Genomic DNA, 20,064 nt, shown 5'->3' on the forward strand with positions numbered 1-20,064 from the left:
TTAAAAGCGCTTAATCGTACAAACTAAACTTTGTTTTATATCCAGAGAGGTGGCTATATTGCCTTAAGCTTCCATGGGCTGGGAATTTCCAGTAAGCGGGGGGACCTGCGGATTTGTCTATCTGTAGGTGAAAAGCGGCCTTGGTGATGATATAATAGATAGGATTTAGCCACCTGAGAAGCACAGCGCTTACTTTGGCTATAAATAAGACTTACAATTACCGGAGGGACAACATGGGAAAATTGGTGATTTGCGATCATCCATTGATTCAGCACAAATTGACATTCATTCGCGATGTGCGGACCAACACAAAAGACTTCAGGGAGCATGTCGATGAAGTAGCAACACTTATGGCTTATGAGATTACACGTGATATCCCGCTGGAGACCATTACGGTGCAGACGCCAGTGCAGGAAACGCAGAGTAAGGTGATTTCGGGAAGAATGCTTGGACTGATTCCGATTCTGCGCGCCGGTCTTGGCATGCTGGAAGGTGTTCTTAAGCTGCTTCCTGCGGCGAAGGTAGGTCATGTAGGCCTGTTCCGTGATCCGGACACCCTGCAGCCGGTGGAGTACTACATTAAGCTTCCTACGGATGTCCAGGAACGTGAGCTGATCGTAATCGATCCTATGCTGGCTACAGGCGGCTCTGCCATTGCGGCAATTACCTCGCTCAAGAACCGCGGCTGCACCCAGATCAAGATGATGAACCTGATTGCTGCCCCGGAAGGTGTTGCGGCTGTACAAGCTGCTCATCCGGATGTGGATATCTATGTTGCGGCGCTTGACGATCATTTGAATGATCACGGATATATCGTTCCGGGACTCGGAGATGCCGGGGACAGACTGTACGGAACCAAGTAAGAAGCACAGATAATAATAGAACGAACACAATAGACTGCAGTTTTCAGAAGAGAGGGAAGGGCTTATGTCCAAAATTAAAGTAATGACGATTTTCGGAGTGCGCCCCGAGGCAATCAAGATGGCGCCTCTGGTTCTGGAGCTGAACAGACATCCTGAGCAGATTGAATCGATTGTTTGTGTAACTGCGCAGCACCGGGAGCTGCTGGATCAGGTGCTTGAGGTGTTCAAGATTACCCCGGATTATGATCTGGACGTAATGAAGGACCGCCAGACGCTCAATGAGATCACGATCCGGGTGCTCGAAGGCCTGGAGCCGGTGCTCCGCGAAGTGAAGCCGGACCTCGTGCTTGTACATGGCGACACCCTGACCACCTTCCTGGCCAGCTATGCGTCTTTCCTGCAGCAGATTCAGGTTGGGCATGTGGAAGCAGGTCTTCGGACATGGAACAAGCTTTCGCCTTATCCGGAAGAAATGAACCGTCAGCTGACAGGCGTGCTTGCTGATCTGCATTTTGCTCCGACTCATTGGTCAGCGGGCAACCTGAGACACGAGAACAAAAAAGAATCAAGTATTTATATCACAGGCAATACCGTAACTGATGTGTTTCAATATACCGTACAGCCGGACTACCGGCATCCGGTCCTTGATTTTGCTTCAGGAAAAAGACTTATTTTGATGACGGCGCACCGCAGAGAATCCCAAGGCGAACCGCACCGTCATATTTTCCGTGCAGTCAAAAGAATCGCTGATGAATTTGAAGATGTAGCCATTGTGTATCCTGTGCACCCGAGTCCGGCAGTCAAGGAACCGGCGCATGAGATCCTCGGCGGACACCCTAGAATCAAGCTGATTGATCCGCTGGATGTCGTTGACCTGCATAACTTTTATCCGCATACCCACCTGATATTGACCGATTCCGGCGGCCTGCAGGAGGAAGCTCCCTCCTTTGGAGTTCCTGTGCTTGTGCTGCGTGATACAACCGAGCGCCCGGAAGGGATCGAGGCCGGAACACTGGAGCTTGTGGGAACGGACGAGGAGAAGGTGTATCAACGGACACATGCTCTTTTGACCGATCAGAACCTGTATCAGTCGATGAGCCGGGCCGCCAACCCGTATGGAGACGGCAAAGCCTCCGAGAGGATTGTCAATGCGATTTTGCACCATTTCGGAGCTGTTCAAGAACGTCCGGAAGAATTTCACACAATGTTCACAAATGATAAAACAGGGCAAGACAACTAATATACTAACGTTAATAAAAGCAGCATACAGTTAAACTGTACGGTTTATATGGTTTTGGTGTATTTTGCTGTGATTATTTTCATATTTTCATGCGATTTTGGGCAATTTTCTGTGAATTGACAAAGAGTCTGGATATTCAGTAAAATTAGTTGGGATTGTAGCCTATGAAGGAACCAAAGAATGAGCCTGGACTGGGGCGTACGGCTCTAGTACTCGGGGGTGCGGGCAGCTTGCTCGCCGCTTACATTGTAATAGGCTTTTTTGTGGCAAAGTGGCTGCGCAATCTGATGGACGGACCTGCCTTTTGGCTGGCTATCGGAACAATTACCGGGTTGATTCTCGGAGTTGTGAATGTTGCTTTGCTAATCAAAAATTTTTTGGGGGAGCAAAATGGATAATATGACTCCCGTAATCAATATCGTCACCAGGGTGACAGTAATCATTATGGCAGGATTGGTAATGGGGTGGGCTCTCCATCATGAGACCCGTGCAGTTACTCTGGGAATGACACTCGGCTTGCTGGCAGGACTGGTTAATTTCCGTTATCTGGCCCTTAAGGTCAGAAGAGTGACAGCAGCGGTGGCGAAGCAAGGGAAAAGCTCCTTCAGCCTTGGTTTTGCTACAAGAATCAGTTTTGGAATTCTGGTGACCATGTTCTCAGTCAAATATGAGCATTTCTCGCTGGAGGCAACGATTATCGGCCTGTTCATCCCCCAGCTTCTGGCTATTCCCGTGGGGATATATCTAGGAATCAAGAATAAGCTGTAGCCATACTAACGAGAAAGGGGGATGATACAATGCACGAAATGCCTTTAATCTATGTTGGCGGAATACCGATTGACCTGTCTGCTGTGCTGATGCTGGTAATCAGCTCGGTGATTGTGTTCGTACTGGTCATGCTGTCCGTCCGCAACCTGTCGGTTGAGAATCCATCCAAGCTCCAGAATTTTATGGAATGGGTGGTCGAATTTGTACAGGGACTGATCAGCAGCGCCATGGATTTGAAGAAGGGAAAGCCTTACATATCACTGGGATTGACGCTGATACTGTTTATCTTCGTCTCCAATCTCCTTGGTCTGCCGTTTTCCTTCATTACAGAAGCGCATGAACCGGTCTACATTTTTGGACATGTTATTGAAGCGACCAAAAACCTGACCGATGGCGCGCATGCTGAGATTCTGTGGTACAAATCGCCGACTGCAGATATCAACGTAACCGCAGGACTTGCGATCGTTGTGTTTGTACTCATGAACTACCTGGGCATCAAGCTGAACGGCAAGCATTATTTCAAACATTATATTGAGCCGTTTCCAATTTTCTTGCCGCTGAACATCATTGAGAACCTGGCGAAGCCGGTGGCGCTGGCCATTCGTCTATTCGCTAACATCTTTGCAGGCGAGGTTCTTATTACCGTCATTCTGAAGCTGGGACTGTTCAGTATTCCGTTCCTGGCCATCTGGCAGGGCTTCAGTATCTTTGTCGGGGCGCTTCAGGCCTTTATCTTTACGATTCTGACGATGGTCTACATCGCACAGATGACGATCCACGAGGAAGAAGCGCATTAATAAGCTGCCGTGAGGATAGCGGCAGCCGCCGGAACACTCTTCGCGGGAGATTTTATATTATTAAGACATTACAAAAAGAACCGAAATTAAAGGAGGATATTTACAAATGGAATTTTTAGCAGCAGCAATCGCGGTTGGTTTGGGCGCACTCGGCGCAGGTCTGGGTAACGGTATGATCGTCAGCAAGACAGTGGAATCTATCGCCCGTCAGCCGGAAGCACGTAACGCACTGCAGACAACAATGTTTATCGGTGTAGGTATCGTGGAAGTTATTCCTTTGGCCGCTACAGTTATCGCGTTCCTGATCATGTTTACTTAATAAACCGTTTTTACGGTTTGGCGGGGAGGGCAAGTGCCATCCGCGCCTTACTTTTGTATATGTCCGCAAGCCGCGGTAACGGAAGGGAGTGACCTCAGTGGATATCATTTGGACCAATATAGTGTTTTCTATTGCTGCTTTTGTAATTCTATACTTCCTGCTCAGCAAATTTGCCTTCAGCAAGCTGTTCGGAATTATGGAGAAGCGCCGCGAAATGGTGCTGCAGCAAATGGATGAAGCAGCCAAGACCAGAGAGCAGGCGGTCGCTTATGTAGAAGAGCAGAAGCAGGCCCTGCAGCAGGCACGCCAAGAGGCACAGGCTATCATTCAGCAGTCCCAGGCTACCAGCAACAACCAGGTTGACAAGATTCTTGAGCAGGCCCATGTGGAAGCGAGCCGTCTGAAAGACGAAGCGGTCCGTGACATTGAGAACGAGAAGAACAAAGCGGTAGAAGCGCTGCGCAGCGAGCTGGGCACAGCCTCGGTCCGCATTGCCTCGAAGCTGCTTGAGAAGGAAGTTGCAGCTGACGGCGAGCAGGAACAGCTTGTTGATCAATACCTCAAAGAGGTAGGAGGCCGATCATGAGCCGCGACACGGTAGTTGCCGGGCGCTATGCCAAAGCCTTGTACAGTGTAGCGGTGGATGAAGGCATTACGCTTCAAGTGGAGGAACAGCTCAAATTAGTGGTCGAAGTGCTTCATAATGATGCAGAGGTGAAACGGTTTATCCTGGCACCCCGCATTTCGCAATCCGACAAGCTGAATGTGCTGCGCGTGACACTTCAAGGTAAAGTCTCGGAAGCGGTTATGAACACGGTAGAGCTATTGGTAGAGCGGGGCAGAACCGATATTTTCGAAGAGTTGCTTGCCAAGTATATCAAGATTGAAGGGGATGCTCTTGGCATTGGCTACGCTACTGTCTATTCCGCTTATTCCCTGAATCAAGCTGAACAGGATAGTGTTGCGGCTGAATTCAGCCAGCTTACTGGCCGTAAGATTCGTGTAACCAATGTGGTCGATACAAGCCTGCTCGGCGGACTGAAGGTCGTCATCGGCGATACGCTGTATGACGGAAGTCTGTCCGGTAAGCTTACGCGTCTTGAGAAATCCTTTAATGATAAGCAAAGAAGATAGGGGTGAGGATATTGGGCATCAGACCTGAAGAGATCAGCACTTTGATCAAAAGTCAAATTGAGCAATATAAAGCCGATATCGAAGTGGCCGAAATTGGCACCGTCATTCAAGTCGGCGACGGTATCGCCCGTGTCTACGGTCTGGAAAACGCAATGGCAGGGGAACTGCTGGAGTTCTCCAACGGGGTAGTGGGCATGGCGCTTAACCTGGAAGAAAGCAACGTCGGTGTTGTTATTCTGGGTGAATACAAAGAGATCCGCGAAGGCGATCAGGTTAAACGTACCGGCCAGATCATGCAGGTTCCGGTTGGCGAAGCCATGCTGGGCCGCGTAGTGAATGCACTGGGCCAGCCGCTTGACGGCAAGGGACCGATCGCTACTACAGAATTCCGTCCGGTTGAACATAACGCACCGGGGGTTATCGACCGTAAGTCGGTACACGAACCGATGCAGACGGGTCTAAAAGCAATCGATGCCATGGTGCCAATCGGCCGCGGACAACGCGAGCTCATCATTGGTGACCGTCAGACAGGTAAGACAGCAATCGCAATTGATGCGATTATCAACCAGAAGGGCAACGGGATGAAGTGTATCTATGTTGCTATCGGACAAAAACAATCTACTGTAGCACAGGTAGTAGAAACCCTCCGCCGTCATGGCGCGCTGGATTACACTATCGTTGTAACCGCGTCGGCTTCCGAGCCTTCTCCGCTGCTCTATATTGCTCCGTACGCAGGCTGCGCTATGGGCGAATACTTCATGTACAAGGGCGAGCATGTGCTTGTAATCTATGATGACCTTTCGAAGCAGGCTTCGGCTTACCGCGAATTGTCCCTGCTGCTCCGCCGTCCACCGGGCCGTGAAGCCTTCCCTGGTGATGTATTCTATCTGCACTCCCGTCTGCTGGAACGTGCGGCCAAGCTTAGCGATGCGCTTGGTGGTGGTTCATTAACCGCGCTGCCATTCATCGAAACACAGGCTTCTGACGTATCGGCTTACATTCCAACGAACGTAATTTCGATCACAGACGGCCAAATCTTCCTTGAATCCGACTTGTTCAACTCCGGCCAGCGTCCGGCAATCAACGTAGGTATCTCCGTATCCCGTGTAGGGGGCTCCGCACAGATCAAAGCCATGAAGAAGGTCGCCGGTTCCCTGCGTCTGGATCTGGCTCAATACCGTGAGCTTCAAGCCTTCTCCCAGTTCGGCTCCGATCTGGACAAATCAACGCAGGCCCGTCTGAACCGCGGCGCGCGTATGATGGAGATTCTGAAGCAGGGCGTGAACCAGCCGCTTAGCGTTGAGCATCAAGTGCTTAGTCTGTACACCGCTGTCAAAGGACATCTGGATGATATTCCTGTCAAGGACGTTAAGCGTTTCGAGAAGGAATTCCTGGCCTTTATCGACAGCAGTGCAACTGAAATCCTGAAATCCATCGCGGATACCAAGGATCTGACAGCAGACAACGAAGCTGCGCTTAAGGATGCCATCGAGAAATTCAAAAGAGGCTTTGCTACAAGCTAATATATAGAGTCTACCGTTTATGCTTACGAAGTTAGCTTTGACTACGTCAAAGCTCAGAGGTGGTGAAATCATGGCAAGAAGCATGCGCGATATTAAACGTCAAATTAAGAGCGTTCAGAACACCAGACAGATCACCAAAGCGATGGAGATGGTCGCTGCATCCAAGCTGCGCAAGGCGCAGGAGAAGGCGGAAGCAGCCCGTCCGTATTCAGAGAAGCTGAAAGAGGTCGTCTCGAGTATTGCTGCCGGCACACAGGATCTCCAGCACCCGATGCTGGTCAGCCGGCCTGTCAAAAAAACAGGTTATCTGATCATCACCTCGGACAGAGGGCTTGCCGGCGGCTACAATGCGAACATTCTGCGTAAAGTAACGATGCTGATCGCAGAACGCCATAAGTCCAAGGATGAGTATGCGCTGTTTGTGATCGGGCGCAAAGGCCGTGACTTTTTGCGGCGCCGTGAATATCCCATTGTAGAAGAAATCACCGAGCTGTCCGATACCCCGAAATTTGCCGACATCAAGTCGATTGCCTATTCGGCGGTTAACCAGTTCGAGACAGGCGTCTATGATGAGATCTACATTTGCTACAACCGGTTCGTTAATGCGATCAGCCAGGTTCCGACTGTAGACAGACTTCTGCCTATGGAAGGCGTTGGGGAAGGCGGGCATCACGGAGCATCTGCTGCTTATGAATATGAGCCTTCACCTGCAGGCGTGCTGGAGGTTCTGCTTCCGAAATATGCCGAAACTTTAATCTATGGTGCTCTTCTGAACGGCAAGGCCAGCGAGCTGGGAGCCAAGATGACAGCGATGGGCAGTGCAACGAAGAACGCGTCAAAAATGATCGGAGAACTTAGACTTACGTACAACCGTGCCCGTCAGGCGGCCATTACGCAAGAAATTACCGAGATCGTGGCTGGTGCGAACGCGCAGTCTTAATATGAGTGGGCCTCAAGGTCCATATGTAACAGCTTTCGAGGAGGGAAATGAAGATGAACAAAGGACGCGTTGTGAGCATTATGGGTCCGGTTGTCGATATTGAATTTGAACGCGGCCAGTTGCCCCAGATATTCAACGCCATCAAAATTGTTGCGAGCCTCAGCGATGGCCGCAGCATGGATCTGACTCTTGAAGTTTCCAATCATCTTGGAGATAACCTGGTGCGTTGTATCGCCATGTCCTCCACAGATGGACTGGTTCGCGGGATTGACGCTATTGACCAGGGAGTGCCGATCTCGGTTCCTGTCGGTGAAGCAACACTGGGCCGCGTATTTAACGTACTTGGCAATCCAATCGATAACGGTGCTGAAGTGGTGGCAGCAAGAAACCCGATTCACCGTCTCGCTCCTACCTTTGATGAGTTGTCAACTCAGGCAGAGGTTCTGGAGACCGGGATTAAGGTTATCGACTTGCTGGCCCCTTATGCCAAGGGCGGTAAAATCGGCCTGTTCGGCGGTGCCGGCGTAGGTAAAACAGTAACCATTCAGGAATTGATCAACAACATCGCACAGGAGCACGGCGGGATCTCCGTATTCGCCGGCGTTGGCGAGCGGACACGTGAGGGGAATGACCTCTATCACGAAATGACCGATTCCGGCGTTATCAAGAAAACGGCGATGGTCTTCGGACAAATGAATGAGCCTCCGGGCGCGCGTCTGCGCGTAGCACTGACCGGTCTGACCATGGCGGAATATTTCCGTGATGTGGAAGGCCGCGATACGCTGCTCTTTATCGATAACATCTTCCGCTTCACCCAGGCGGGTTCCGAAGTATCGGCCCTGCTCGGCCGGATGCCTTCTGCGGTAGGTTACCAACCTACACTGGCTACAGAAATGGGTCAGCTGCAGGAACGGATTACGTCCACGAAGAAAGGCTCTGTTACATCCATCCAGGCGATATACGTGCCTGCGGATGACTATACTGACCCTGCACCGGCTACGGCGTTTGCCCACTTGGATGCAACGACCAACCTGGAGCGTAAAATCTCCGAAAAAGGGATTTTCCCTGCGGTTGACCCGCTGGCTTCCAGCTCGCGGATGCTGGCACCGGAAATCGTCGGCGAAGAGCACTATAACGTGGCACAAGGCGTTAAGCAGCTGCTGCAGCGTTATACCGAGCTTCAGGATATCATTGCCATCCTCGGTATGGATGAGCTGAGTGAAGAGGATAAGGTCATTGTAGCCCGCGCCCGTAAGGTTGAGCGCTTCCTGTCCCAGCCGTTCCACGTAGCAGAGCAGTTCACCGGCTTCAAGGGCAAATACGTGCCGATCAAAGAAACCGTACGCAGCTTCAAGGAAATCCTGGAAGGTAAGCACGATGATCTTCCGGAAGTAGCGTTCCTGTTCGTAGGCACGATTGAAGAAGCCGTGGAAAAAGCGAAAACGTTGTAACCCTAAGCATGCTATGCTGGGGGATCGGGCTTTATTCTGTAAAGCTTTGAGGAGGAATGGAAGTGAATACCTTTTTGCTCGAAATAGTTACTCCGGAGCATCTGGTCTACTCCAAGCAAGTGAACAGTCTGACGGTACGCGGCGTGAATGGTGAACTGGGGATTCTCCCGGGACATATTCCGCTCGTCACCCCGCTTCAGGTTGCTCCGCTTAGCGTTAAGGCGGACGGCGTTACAGTCTCCATCGCTGTGCATGGCGGCTTCGTTGAAGTGCACAAAGATAAGGTAACGGTGCTGGCTGAAAGTGCTGAGCTGCCCCGGGATATTGATGTGGAACGCGCTGAAGCGGCTAAGGAGCGGGCTGAGCGCCGCCTTAAGCTGCAAAGCAAGCAGGATGAGATCGATCACCGCCGTGCGGAGCTGGCATTGCAGCGTGCTGTAACGCGGATCAAAGTTTCGACCGGCAAAGGACAACAGTAGCAGATAAGCGGTCAAGCCCTGGGCTTGACTGCTTTTTTTGAAAGAATTTATATGTTTTTGGTCCCCCGCAAGGGTGATGTTGCTTGCACGAATCTAGCAGAGTATGAACATATCGTCATCAGATCTGCATATAAAGACCCAATTGTTTAAAATTTCGTAAAAGTACTGGATTCTTTTCCCCTGCACAAGTATGATATAAGAGTCGATTTCCGAGTACCTAACACAGGGGGCTAATATGAACACACGTTTATCCGCTGAGTTGTCGGGTGCAATCGGCACCAGCAATATGATTTCGATGGTTGTTTCTTTGATTTGCGTTGCATTATCCTGGTGGTCACTTCAGAACCTTAAGCTGGATTTGGTCATAAGATATCCCAAGAGCCCTCAGGGCAGACTGCTGCACCTGCTCTTGGCGATTGTTCTAGGTCACTTCGTGGCCGGGTTCCTGCTTGATTATCTGGGCTGGAGCGGACTTATAGGACGGATGTTTTAACGGCAGCAGCTTTGGTTATATCTGTATAGGCTGATGCAGTGAAAAAAGTGTCGAATAATAAGGTTTTATTATGTCAACACTGAAGTTAAGCAAGGAATCTGCACCTAAGACGCAATGGCGGAATATTCAATATCTTAACAGACGAATTTTAACCTCAAAATTAATTTCAGAAATAATGGACGCGGAGGGAAACCGAAATGAGCAAATTTATCGTCCGCGGTGGCAACAGATTGACCGGGAGCGTGAAAGTCAGCGGCGCAAAAAATTCCGTACTACCGATCATAGCCGCCTCTCTATTGGCAGAAGAAGGAGTCAGCGTCATTGTGGACGCACCTCCGTTAGACGATGTAATGACGATTAACAAGGTATTGGAATCTCTGGGTGCAGGTATTACATACCAGAACGATGTGATTGAAGTAGATGCCACCAATATTACTTCCTGTGAAGCACCATATGAATGGGTACGCAAAATGAGGGCTTCTTTCCTGGTTATGGGCCCGCTCCTGTCCCGTATGGGGCATACTCGTATTTCTCTGCCTGGCGGTTGTGCCATTGGAACTAGGCCGATTGACCAGCATTTGAAGGGTTTTGAAGCGCTTGGGGCCGAGATTAGTCTGGGCCAGGGCTATATTGATGCGAAAAGTAACGGGAGACTGCGCGGCGCCAAGATTTACCTGGATGTGGCCAGCGTAGGAGCGACCGAAAATATAATGATGGCTGCCGCGCTTGCCGAAGGCACCACAGTGATTGAGAACGCCGCGAAAGAGCCGGAGATTGTTGACCTTGCCAATTACCTGAACGGGATGGGCGGCATAGTACGCGGAGCCGGTACCGGAGTGATCCGGATTGAAGGCGTTGAGCGTATGCACGGCGTAAGACATCATGTCATTCCTGACCGGATCGAAGCTGGAACCTACATGGCGGCAGCGGCGATTACGGGCGGTGATGTGTATGTTGAGGGAGCTATTGCCGACCATCTGGGTCCGGTGATTGCCAAGATGGAGGAAATGGGCGTTACGATTATCCCGGATGAGAACGGAGTCCGTGTCATCAGCGACAAGCCGCTGAAGGCTGTCGATCTCAAGACATTACCTTACCCGGGATTCCCGACAGATATGCAGTCACAGATGATGGCGCTGCTGCTCCGTTCGGAAGGAACCAGCGTAGTGACAGAGACTGTCTTCGAGAACCGGTTCATGCATGTGGATGAATTCCACAACATGAATGCGGAGATCAAGATTGAGGGCCGTTCTGCAATCGTGACCGGCAATGCCAGTCTGGTCGGCGCTAAGGTATGTGCTACGGACCTGCGTGCAGGAGCTGCGCTTATTTTGGCAGGACTTGTGGCGGAAGGCACTACAGAAGTTAGCGGAACGCATCACATTGACCGCGGGTATGTGCACCTGGCTGAGAAGCTGTCAGGACTTGGTGCGGACATATGGCGGATTTCCATGGAAGAGTCGGCTGTTCCTGCTGCGAAGGAAGAAGCGCTTAAGCCTGAACCGGCCAGAAGCGAATCCTCCAAAGCCGAAGAGATCAGACCCCGTTTCCAGATTCAGCCGTCTTGGGTATAATAGTTATTCTTACAAGTATTAGGACCAGCCGCTAAGCGGCTGGTCCTTTTTTTTGAAAATATAACCTATATGTTCCGGGGGATTCCGCAACTCTCTTTCTCTCAAAATCCCGTTCTAGCAGGTGCCGCAAATTCATATCTATAAGAATCACCGGTGCTTACGGAAGGAGCCATAGAGATGAAAGAGTTAATCAACCTGCGCCGCATCCTGAAGCGTCCGCGCAGCGTAGCGCGCGTGCGGCGGCGCGGCGCCCCCCCGCTGCGGCGGCTGGCCCCCGCCGCCTGGCTGGCAGCGCCCCTGCTGGCGGCGCTGCTGCTGCCGCTGGCTGTTGTCCCGCAGCGCGGGGGACAACAGCCGCCGGCGCCCCCGGCCGTGCCGCCGCAGGCCACGGCCGCTCCGGCGGCGCCGGCACCGGCTGCCGCAGAGGCGCCGCAGCCGGAGGTCTCCGTCTATTTGTCGCGGAGCGGACAAATAGAGACCCTGCCGCTGGAGGAATACGTCAGCGGCGTACTGGCGGCCGAGATGCCGGCCGAATTTGAGCTCGAAGCGCTCAAGGCGCAGGCCGTAGCGGCCCGCACGTTCATTGCCCGCCGTCTGGCCGCCGGCGATCACAGCGGGGTACCCGTTCCCGAAGCGGATGTGAGCGATACGGTAAGCCATCAGGCTTACGTATCCCGGGCCGTGCTGGAACGGGACTGGGCGTCCGGCAGCAAACGCGCCGGACTGGCGAAGATCCGCCGCGCGGTCCTGGAGACGCGCGGGACCATCATGACCTATCAGGGGCAGCCGATCACGGCTTCCTTCTTCGCCTCCAGCGGAGGTTATACCGAGAACTCCGAGGAGTACTGGAATGCTGCGGTTCCCTATCTGCGCAGTGTAGCCAGCCCGTGGGAGCTGCAGATCACCCCGAACCTGGCGGTAAGCTACACCTTCAGCAATTCGGAGCTGCGCAGCAAGCTGGGCCTTGGAACCAAGGACCTTCCGGCAGCAGCCAGTCTGGGAGCTTCGGGCAAGGCGCTGCCGGTCTCCTCTCAATCCTCTACCAGCTTGCCAGCGGAGGTACTGTCGCTGACAGCCGGCCACCGGATCAAACAGATCTCTATCGGTGGGAAGGTGTTCACCGGGCGGGAAGTGAGAGAGAAGCTGGGGCTGCGCTCGAGCCAGTTCACCTGGAAGCGCCAAGCGGGGAAGGTACAGATCACCACGTATGGCAACGGCCACGGTGTCGGTATGAGCCAGTGGGGGGCGAACGGGATGGCGAAGCAGGGGAAGACAGCCACGCAGATTCTCAAACACTACTACAGCGGGGTCTCTTTTACCGGAATCTCAACTCTTCTGAAAAAATAATCTGCAAGATACGTATAAAAGCGAAGCGCCCGGTAACACTGGTTACTGAGGTGATAACCATATGAATGAACAAGACAAAATCAAATCAACCCATGATGAATCTCTCAAAAACAAGCAGGGAGATTCAGGCGCCAAGCCTTCTTCATGGAGCAGACTGTTATCCAAACGGTGGGTATTCCCGGCAGTCTACACGGCGGCAGCGGCACTTATACTAACCTTGGTGTGGGTCTATCAGGATGCCGGCCAGAAGCCGCTGAATCCGGACAACGCCGCGGTAGTATCCCAAGGTGAGGCCGGTAGCAAAACCGGAGCCGCAAACGGTGATCCCGAAGCCCTGGAAGTTGTCGCATCAGCCGAAAGCCTGGTCTGGCCGGTAGCAAGCCCGAGTGAAGTGGAAGTGGTCAAACCGTACTACGATGAGAACGGCACGGAAGAGAATCATATTGCGGCGATGGTGCAGTACAACAATACCTTTGTCACCAACACCGGAATTGATATTGCCCGTGAGGACAACAAGACGTTTGATGTGAAGGCGGCGCTCAGCGGTGAAGTCACCAGAGTGGAAGATGTTGCTGTATTGGGTAAGGTAATCGAGATTACCTCTCCCGGCGATCTGAAGACGGTCTATCAGAGTCTGGGTGAAACCAAAGTGAAGCAGGGCGACGAAGTGAAGCAGGGCGATACGCTGGCAACAGCGGGGCGCAATGAGATGGAGAAGGATCTTGGCAACCATGTGCACTTTGAAGTGCATGAGGACGGCAAGATTGTGAATCCTTCGGATCTGCTTCCGCAGCGCTAAGCCGAATAATCAGCAGGGGGCGGAAGCCTCCTGCTTTTTTTCTACTTGAAATGGACAGTCCGGCAGGTTCTATTGTGGGAATAGGGCTATGAAATGCAGTGAATTGGGTTGTCCGACAAATAAAATGAGCCTTCCTGAGCTTGTCATGTCCTGAAAGCGCGAATATATAGGCCCGCCCCTCATATAATGTACCAAACTATTCACAGTTGGGAGGCGGGAGCGTGCACGATTACATCAAGGAACGTACCATTAAAATCGGACGCTGCATCGTGGAAACCAGGCACACGGTCCGGACCATAGCCAAGGAATTTGGCGTTTCAAAAAGCACGGTGCATAAAGATTTAACCGAACGGCTGCCGGAAATCAATCCGGATCTGGCTGATCAGGTGAAGCACATTCTCGAATATCACAAGTCCATCCGTCATCTTCGGGGGGGAGAAGCCACAAAAATTAAATATAAGAAAACCACAGGTAAGAAGCGTGAGGTTGCCGTAGCCTCAAAGCCATGAGATTTTCGGATTTTCGCGCCATAATTCAGGTTTAGTCCATTGTACTCACCCCCTAAAGTATGGTATTTTTAAATTTGGTACAATCATCTTTTCTCATTTAAAATAACACTTTGGGGGCTCTTTCATTATGCTTAGCAAGGATATCGGAATCGATCTCGGCACAGCCAACGTGCTCATTCATGTCAAGGGAAGGGGAGTCGTTCTGGATGAACCTTCCGTAGTCACACTTGAAAGTGATACGAAGAGGGTCCTTGCGGTTGGTGAACAGGCACGCCGGATGGTCGGGCGGACACCTGGAAATATTACGACGATTCGTCCGCTCCGTGACGGGGTAATCGCCGACTTTGCCATTACGGAAATGATGCTCAAATACTTTATTGACAGCGTTGGCGGCCGGACCTGGTATTCGCGGCCCCGTATTTTGATTTGTGCTCCCACCAATATTACTTCTGTGGAAACGAAGTCCATCCGTGAGGCGGCAGAGCGCAGCGGGGCCAAAGAGGTCTTCATGGAGGAAGAGCCCAAAGCTGCAGCCATTGGCGCAGGAATGGACATTTATCAGCCTAGCGGAAATATGGTCGTCGATATTGGCGGCGGAACGACGGATGTAGCCGTATTGTCCATGGGCGACGTCGTTACCGCCTCTTCCATTAAGATCGCAGGGGACAAGTTCGACGATGCCATTTTAAGATATATTAAACAGAAATATAAGCTACTGATCGGTGAACGTACGGCGGAGGATATCAAAGTGACCATCGGCTCGGTACGTCCGGGCGGCATGAAGGCAGAGATGGACATCCGCGGGCGTGATATGGTGAGCGGCTTGCCCCAGACCCTTACCATTTCATCCGGCGAGGTGAAGGAAGCGCTGTGGGACCCGGTCTCTTCCATTGTGGCTGCGGCCAAGTCGGTGCTGGAGCGTACGCCTCCTGAGCTGTCGGCAGATATTATTGACCGTGGAGTTGTGTTGACTGGCGGAGGCGCCCTGCTTAACGGACTGGACGAGCTGCTCTCTGAACAGCTGCATGTTCCGGTCTGGGTGGCTGAAGACCCGATGCACTGCGTAGTCAAGGGCACGGGAATTATGCTGGATCATTTGGACAAGGTGGTTAAGAAAAAGTTCTAGCCTGCCGATAATAAGGGAGAACAGCAGATTCCAGGAAGGGACTGACCTCATGCTCAGAGGATTATATACAGCCGCAGCAGGAATGGTGACGCAGCAGCGCAGACATGATACGGCGACGCAGAACTTGGTCAATTTAAATACTACGGGGTACAAGCAGGTAGACAGTGTCAGCCACGCTTTTCCCGAGGTGCTGGTCACCGCGATGAACGGGGGCGCTGCGAGACCCGTCGGACGGATCAATACCGGGGTTTTTGCCGAGCAGTCCGTCTCCCAATACCTGCAGGGCGACCTCATTGAGAGCGGCAAAAGCACAGATTTTGCGCTGTCCACCGACTTGCAGGTCGAGGACCCCGATAATCCTGGGACCAACCTTGCTTTTGACGGCTCGGGTAAATATATCAGTCCGGATGGCGAGGTTACTTACCGGCCCCAGGCGTTCTTTACAGTTCAGGATAATGAAGGCAATAATTTATATACACGTAACGGAAGCTTTACCGTGGCTCCTACAGGGGAAGTGCTTAGCTCGGGCGGATTCAGAGTGCTGGGCAGTAACGGCAATCCGCTGCGGTTGACAGGGCCCCAGGATAACCTTACAGTGGACGGGCAGGGCAATCTGATTAACAATGCTACCGGACAGCCTTCAGGCACCCGGATCGGAATCAGCGTCATCACAAGACCGCAGGAGCTGGTGCGTGACGGCAACGGGGTCTTCCATGCCGATGATGCGGAGGCCGCAGACATCCGCTTTTCTAATGGAACGGATAATCTGCAGGTACGGCAGGGTTACCTTGAGAACTCTAATGTGGATGCCACTCAGGTCACTGTGGATATGAACGCCGCTTACCGCGCTTATGAAGCGAATCAGAAAGTGATCCAGTTCTATGACAGCAGCCTGCAGAAGGCCGTGAATGAAGTCGGCCGGGTATAGCCGGGCTGCATGGACCATTACACTGATGCTGTAAGCCAGTTTCTTCTTATCAAGCTAGTAGGAGGTTAGACCTGTGAACAACTCGACAATCGGTGCTTCTGTCTCAATGGCCAGTCTGCAGCAGCGGCTGGATATTATAGCGGATAACATTGCCAATATGAATACCAATGGTTATAAGAGCAAACAAGGCTCGTTCGAGGATGTGCTTACCCGTGTGCAGCAGCAATCCAAGGATTATAACCAGCCTGGGCGCAGCATGCCGCTGGGCTTCAATATCGGCTTTGGTGTGCGTGTGCCTACAGTGTCAAGTAATTGGGAGGAAGGCACGCTCCAGGAGACAGGGAAGCCTACGGACTTGGCGCTTCAAGGCAATGGATTGTTCGGCGTTCAGGTGAACGGTGAAACGGCATATACCCGCCAGGGGAATTTCCACTTCACCCCGGATACGGCCAATAAGGATAAGATGATTCTTGTGGACAATACCGGCAATCCTGTGCTGGGTGCTAACGGTACTCCGCTCAGCGTAGGGGCTAATGTAAGTGCTGCTATTGATGAGCGCGGGCAGGTATGGACTAAGACGGATGAGAAACAGCCGCCTGTCCTGGCAGGCAGCTTAATGATAGTTGAGCCGCTCAGCAAGAATGCTTTGCAAGCTGTAGATGGTAATTTCTATGTATTGGCTGAGGGCGTGACAACGCAGCAGGCATTCGTGCCAAGAGCAGCGGGCGAAGCGAAGGATGTAGGCGTTCGCTCAGGCTATCTGGAATCCTCTAACGTGGATCTGAGCCGGGAAATGACGGAGATGATGCAGATTCAGCGTACGTATCAGCTTGCTGCCCGGGCGCTGTCCTCCAGTGACCAGATGCTGGGCCTGGCTAATAACATGCGCGCGTGAGGTGAAGGAATGAGTCGTGAGAAGGTTAAGACTGCACAGAAAGCAGAAGAGGAACAGCAGCAGCCGGTGAAGCGGCGCAGGATTAGGGCCTGGACCATTATCCAGTGGTTCCTGATTCCATTGCTGCTGGTTGCCGCGCTTGGAGGCGGGCTGGTCGTAGGGTATGTGATCCTCGGCAAAAAGGAACTAAGTGATGTGCTCCTGTGGAGCACGTGGAAGCATGTATATGATCTGGTGTTCGCACCTTAAAGCGTTATGGCATACCGATATCGGAGGCTCCCTTGTTGTGCAGGGGAGTTTTCTTTTTTATACTGAAAAATGTATAATGATGGCGTGCCCTAAGAGCGCCAAAAAGGGCCCTCTCCGCCATGCTGCCGCGTGCGGTGGAGAAAGCCCCTTATCTTAACCTCCACTGCTGCAGGTGGTGAAGGATAATTATAGTTTTTGCCGAAGCTGTCCATATTTATGCAGAGACGGCGGAGAATAAAACAAAAGTGCTGCTGTAGGCGGAGGTTCATAGACGCGGTTATAACCGAAGGGAGCTTTATAATCATGATGAATACCAATGAGATTCAAGAAATAATCCCCCACCGGCCCCCATTTCTGCTGGTGGACAGAATTACTGAAATAGAAATGGGCAAACGTGCGGTAGGCATCAAGAATGTTACAGTGAACGAGCCGTTTTTCGCCGGACACTTCCCTGGCTTCCCGGTGATGCCGGGTGTGCTGATTACGGAAGCCTTGGCTCAGGTGGGCGCTGTGGCTATTCTTGGCGTAGAAGCTAACCGGGGCAAAATCGGTTTTCTGGCCGGGCTTGACGGCTTCCGCTTCCGTGGACAGGTTGTTCCCGGCGATACCCTTGTGCTTGAGGTAGAGATTACCCGGCTTAAAGGCAGTATCGGCAAAGGACAAGCCACTGCCAAGGTGGACGGCAAGACGGTAGCTTCCGGCGAGATTATGTTCGCACTCAGCTAGTTCCTGTTATAAACTTATACATTATAGATGGAGAAGGAGAGATTGACATGACTGGATTAAGCCCGAAGGCGCAGGAGACTCTGACACGCTGGCTGCAGGACCCTTCTGTCGACGAGAACACCAAAGAAGAGCTGAAGGCTCTTGCCGGTGAACCCAAGGAACTGGAAGAACGATTCTATAGAGATCTTGAATTTGGTACAGGCGGTTTGCGCGGAGTCATCGGAGCAGGCAGTAACCGGATGAACCGTTATACTGTCGGCCGGGCTACTCAGGGCTTCGCTGATTACGTTCTGGGACAGCATACGGGAGAAGGCAGACCCTCGGTGGTTATTGCCCACGATTCCCGGCGCTTCTCGCCGGAATTCACGCTGGAGGCTGCGCTTGTACTCGCCGGCAACGGAATTGAGACCCACCTGTTCTCTTCCCTGCGCTCTACGCCGCAGTTGTCCTTTACCGTCCGTCATTTGAAGGCGTCTGGAGGCATTGTAATCACTGCCAGCCACAATCCGCCTGAATACAACGGATACAAGGTCTACAATGCCCAGGGCGGACAGCTGGTGCCGCATGAAGCGGAGAAGGTTATTGCTAATATTCTGAATGTGGACTCCTTCAACGGAGTGAAGCGCATGTCTCAGGAGGCTGCAGAGAGCGCAGGCCTGCTGCACTGGCTGGGGGCCGAAGAGGACGAGGCGTTTACGGATACGGTTGCTGCGGTAAGTGTCAGCCGTGAAGAGATTGCCTCTTCGCTGGGCTGTGACTTCTCCATTGTCTATACTCCGCTGCACGGGACAGGCAATCTTCCGGTCCGCCGTGTACTGGAGAAGATCGGCTTCACTCAGGTACATGTAGTTCCTGAGCAGGAACAGCCGGATTCCGAATTCTCTACCGTGAAATCACCGAATCCGGAGGAACGTGAAGCCTTCACCCTGGCGATGAAGCTGGGCGAAGAGCTGAATGCGGATCTGCTGATCGGTACAGACCCGGATGCTGACCGTATGGGCGCTGTGGTTCGTGACAACGAAGGCAAATTTGTAGTGCTGTCCGGGAATCAGTCCGGCGCGCTCATGATTCATTATTACCTTAGCCGTTTACAGGAACAAGGGAAGCTGCCGGCTAACGGCGCTGTAGTCAAGACCATTGTAACCAGTGAGATGGGTGCTGCTGTAGCCAGCCATTATGGCGCTACAGTGTTCAACACTCTGACCGGGTTCAAATATATCGGGGAGAAGATGAACCAGTTCGAGCAGTCCGGCGAGTACACGTATCTGTTCGGATATGAAGAAAGCTACGGCTATCTGGCCGGCAACTATGCCCGTGACAAGGATGCAGTCCTTGCTGCAATGCTGATCGCTGAAGCAGGTGCCTATTACAAGGCCCAGGGCAAGACCCTGTACGATGTGCTGCAAGAGCTGTATGCACAGTTCGGATACTTCCTGGAGAGCCTGGAATCCCGCACGCTGAAGGGCAAGGATGGAGTGGCCCAGATTCAGGGGATCATGAATGACTGGCGGACCAGCCCGCCGCACGAAATCGCCGGGGCATCCGTAACACAGGTGCTGGACTACTCCCTGGGACTGGACGGTCTGCCTAAGGAGAACGTGCTGAAATACTTGCTGTCGGACGGCTCCTGGTTCTGCCTGCGCCCTTCCGGCACGGAACCGAAGATCAAAGTGTATTTTGCCGTGGTGGGTGAATCTCTGGACAACGCCAAGCACAAGGTTGCGGAATTGACCAGTCAGGTTATGGCACGGGTAGACGGGAAATAATAAGCAATAGATAACTTCCCTGCGGAAACGGAGCTGCTCCAGATGGACAGACCTCCGTTTCCGCTTCAATTTGCCGGTGGCAAGAGGGTCGGCGTCTGTAAATAGCAATCAGCTTTAAAGTGAAAGAGGAGGTACTTT

At 52.4% G+C, this 20,064-nt stretch carries 23 protein-coding genes; all 23 read left to right on the plus strand.

Annotation, left to right across the window (positions count from 1 at the left end):
* Positions 1–233: 233 nt before the first annotated feature.
* Positions 234–863, plus strand: coding sequence for a uracil phosphoribosyltransferase (upp, locus tag MKY96_RS31345; protein ID WP_036721735.1), 630 nt, complete (start codon positions 234–236; stop codon positions 861–863).
* A gap of 64 nt (positions 864–927) precedes the next feature.
* Positions 928–2,103, plus strand: coding sequence for a non-hydrolyzing UDP-N-acetylglucosamine 2-epimerase (wecB, locus tag MKY96_RS31350; RefSeq protein WP_340946544.1), 1,176 nt, complete (start codon positions 928–930; stop codon positions 2,101–2,103).
* 164 nt (positions 2,104–2,267) lie between these two features.
* The gene (locus MKY96_RS31355) at positions 2,268–2,501 is read left to right on the plus strand and encodes an ATPase F0F1 (protein WP_209868447.1); all 234 of its coding nucleotides are present in this window, start codon (positions 2,268–2,270) and stop codon (positions 2,499–2,501) included.
* Positions 2,494–2,871: an ATP synthase subunit I gene (locus tag MKY96_RS31360; RefSeq protein WP_036699219.1), complete on the plus strand. Its 378-nt coding sequence runs from the start codon at positions 2,494–2,496 to the stop codon at positions 2,869–2,871. The genes MKY96_RS31355 and MKY96_RS31360 overlap by 8 nt, the downstream gene beginning before the upstream one ends.
* A gap of 29 nt (positions 2,872–2,900) precedes the next feature.
* Positions 2,901–3,668, plus strand: coding sequence for a F0F1 ATP synthase subunit A (gene atpB, locus MKY96_RS31365; RefSeq protein ID WP_340946546.1), 768 nt, complete (start codon positions 2,901–2,903; stop codon positions 3,666–3,668).
* 106 nt (positions 3,669–3,774) lie between these two features.
* Positions 3,775–3,987, plus strand: coding sequence for a F0F1 ATP synthase subunit C (gene atpE, locus MKY96_RS31370; protein ID WP_036699216.1), 213 nt, complete (start codon positions 3,775–3,777; stop codon positions 3,985–3,987).
* Positions 3,988–4,084: 97 nt separating this feature from the next.
* Entirely contained in the window at positions 4,085–4,573 is a 489-nt protein-coding gene (gene atpF / locus MKY96_RS31375) for a F0F1 ATP synthase subunit B (RefSeq protein ID WP_036721727.1), read from the plus strand.
* Positions 4,570–5,121 (plus strand): F0F1 ATP synthase subunit delta, encoded by a 552-nt coding sequence (locus tag MKY96_RS31380; protein WP_340946547.1) that lies wholly within the window; start codon positions 4,570–4,572, stop codon positions 5,119–5,121. Before atpF ends, MKY96_RS31380 begins: the two co-directional genes overlap by 4 nt.
* An 11-nt stretch (positions 5,122–5,132) precedes the next feature.
* Positions 5,133–6,644, plus strand: a complete 1,512-nt coding sequence (atpA, locus tag MKY96_RS31385) for a F0F1 ATP synthase subunit alpha (RefSeq protein WP_036721723.1) — start codon at positions 5,133–5,135, stop codon at positions 6,642–6,644.
* A 70-nt stretch (positions 6,645–6,714) separates the two neighbouring features.
* On the plus strand, positions 6,715–7,584 hold the full coding sequence (atpG, locus tag MKY96_RS31390) for an ATP synthase F1 subunit gamma (protein WP_076084536.1): 870 nt from the start codon (positions 6,715–6,717) through the stop codon (positions 7,582–7,584).
* Between the two features lie 53 nt (positions 7,585–7,637).
* The gene (gene atpD / locus MKY96_RS31395) at positions 7,638–9,035 is read left to right on the plus strand and encodes a F0F1 ATP synthase subunit beta (RefSeq protein WP_076084533.1); all 1,398 of its coding nucleotides are present in this window, start codon (positions 7,638–7,640) and stop codon (positions 9,033–9,035) included.
* A 62-nt stretch (positions 9,036–9,097) separates the two neighbouring features.
* Positions 9,098–9,514, plus strand: a complete 417-nt coding sequence (locus MKY96_RS31400) for a F0F1 ATP synthase subunit epsilon (RefSeq protein WP_036699230.1) — start codon at positions 9,098–9,100, stop codon at positions 9,512–9,514.
* A 235-nt stretch (positions 9,515–9,749) separates the two neighbouring features.
* Positions 9,750–10,007 carry a DUF1146 family protein gene (locus MKY96_RS31405; protein WP_340946548.1) on the plus strand — a complete coding sequence of 86 codons (258 nt, stop codon included), beginning with the start codon at positions 9,750–9,752 and terminating at the stop codon, positions 10,005–10,007.
* A gap of 197 nt (positions 10,008–10,204) precedes the next feature.
* Entirely contained in the window at positions 10,205–11,581 is a 1,377-nt protein-coding gene (gene murA / locus MKY96_RS31410; RefSeq protein WP_036699206.1) for a UDP-N-acetylglucosamine 1-carboxyvinyltransferase, read from the plus strand.
* Positions 11,582–11,758: 177 nt separating this feature from the next.
* On the plus strand, positions 11,759–12,928 hold the full coding sequence (gene spoIID, locus MKY96_RS31415) for a stage II sporulation protein D (RefSeq protein ID WP_340946549.1): 1,170 nt from the start codon (positions 11,759–11,761) through the stop codon (positions 12,926–12,928).
* A gap of 61 nt (positions 12,929–12,989) precedes the next feature.
* Entirely contained in the window at positions 12,990–13,727 is a 738-nt protein-coding gene (locus MKY96_RS31420; protein WP_340946550.1) for a M23 family metallopeptidase, read from the plus strand.
* Positions 13,728–13,948: 221 nt separating this feature from the next.
* On the plus strand, positions 13,949–14,236 hold the full coding sequence (spoIIID, locus tag MKY96_RS31425) for a sporulation transcriptional regulator SpoIIID (protein WP_019915029.1): 288 nt from the start codon (positions 13,949–13,951) through the stop codon (positions 14,234–14,236).
* A 127-nt stretch (positions 14,237–14,363) separates the two neighbouring features.
* Positions 14,364–15,362: a rod shape-determining protein MreB gene (gene mreB / locus MKY96_RS31430; protein ID WP_036699265.1), complete on the plus strand. Its 999-nt coding sequence runs from the start codon at positions 14,364–14,366 to the stop codon at positions 15,360–15,362.
* 49 nt (positions 15,363–15,411) lie between these two features.
* Positions 15,412–16,290: a flagellar hook-basal body protein gene (locus MKY96_RS31435; protein ID WP_340946551.1), complete on the plus strand. Its 879-nt coding sequence runs from the start codon at positions 15,412–15,414 to the stop codon at positions 16,288–16,290.
* 73 nt (positions 16,291–16,363) lie between these two features.
* Positions 16,364–17,185: a flagellar hook-basal body protein gene (locus tag MKY96_RS31440; protein WP_340946553.1), complete on the plus strand. Its 822-nt coding sequence runs from the start codon at positions 16,364–16,366 to the stop codon at positions 17,183–17,185.
* A 9-nt stretch (positions 17,186–17,194) separates the two neighbouring features.
* Positions 17,195–17,434: a DNA-directed RNA polymerase subunit beta gene (locus MKY96_RS31445; RefSeq protein WP_036699259.1), complete on the plus strand. Its 240-nt coding sequence runs from the start codon at positions 17,195–17,197 to the stop codon at positions 17,432–17,434.
* 303 nt (positions 17,435–17,737) lie between these two features.
* Positions 17,738–18,160 carry a 3-hydroxyacyl-ACP dehydratase FabZ gene (fabZ, locus tag MKY96_RS31450; RefSeq protein WP_339251866.1) on the plus strand — a complete coding sequence of 141 codons (423 nt, stop codon included), beginning with the start codon at positions 17,738–17,740 and terminating at the stop codon, positions 18,158–18,160.
* Positions 18,161–18,207: 47 nt separating this feature from the next.
* Entirely contained in the window at positions 18,208–19,926 is a 1,719-nt protein-coding gene (locus MKY96_RS31455; protein ID WP_340946556.1) for a phospho-sugar mutase, read from the plus strand.
* The last annotated feature ends 138 nt before the right edge of the window (positions 19,927–20,064 follow it).

Source organism: Paenibacillus sp. FSL R7-0302 (assembly GCF_038006885.1).
Classification (GTDB): Bacteria; Bacillota; Bacilli; order Paenibacillales; family Paenibacillaceae; genus Paenibacillus_AQ.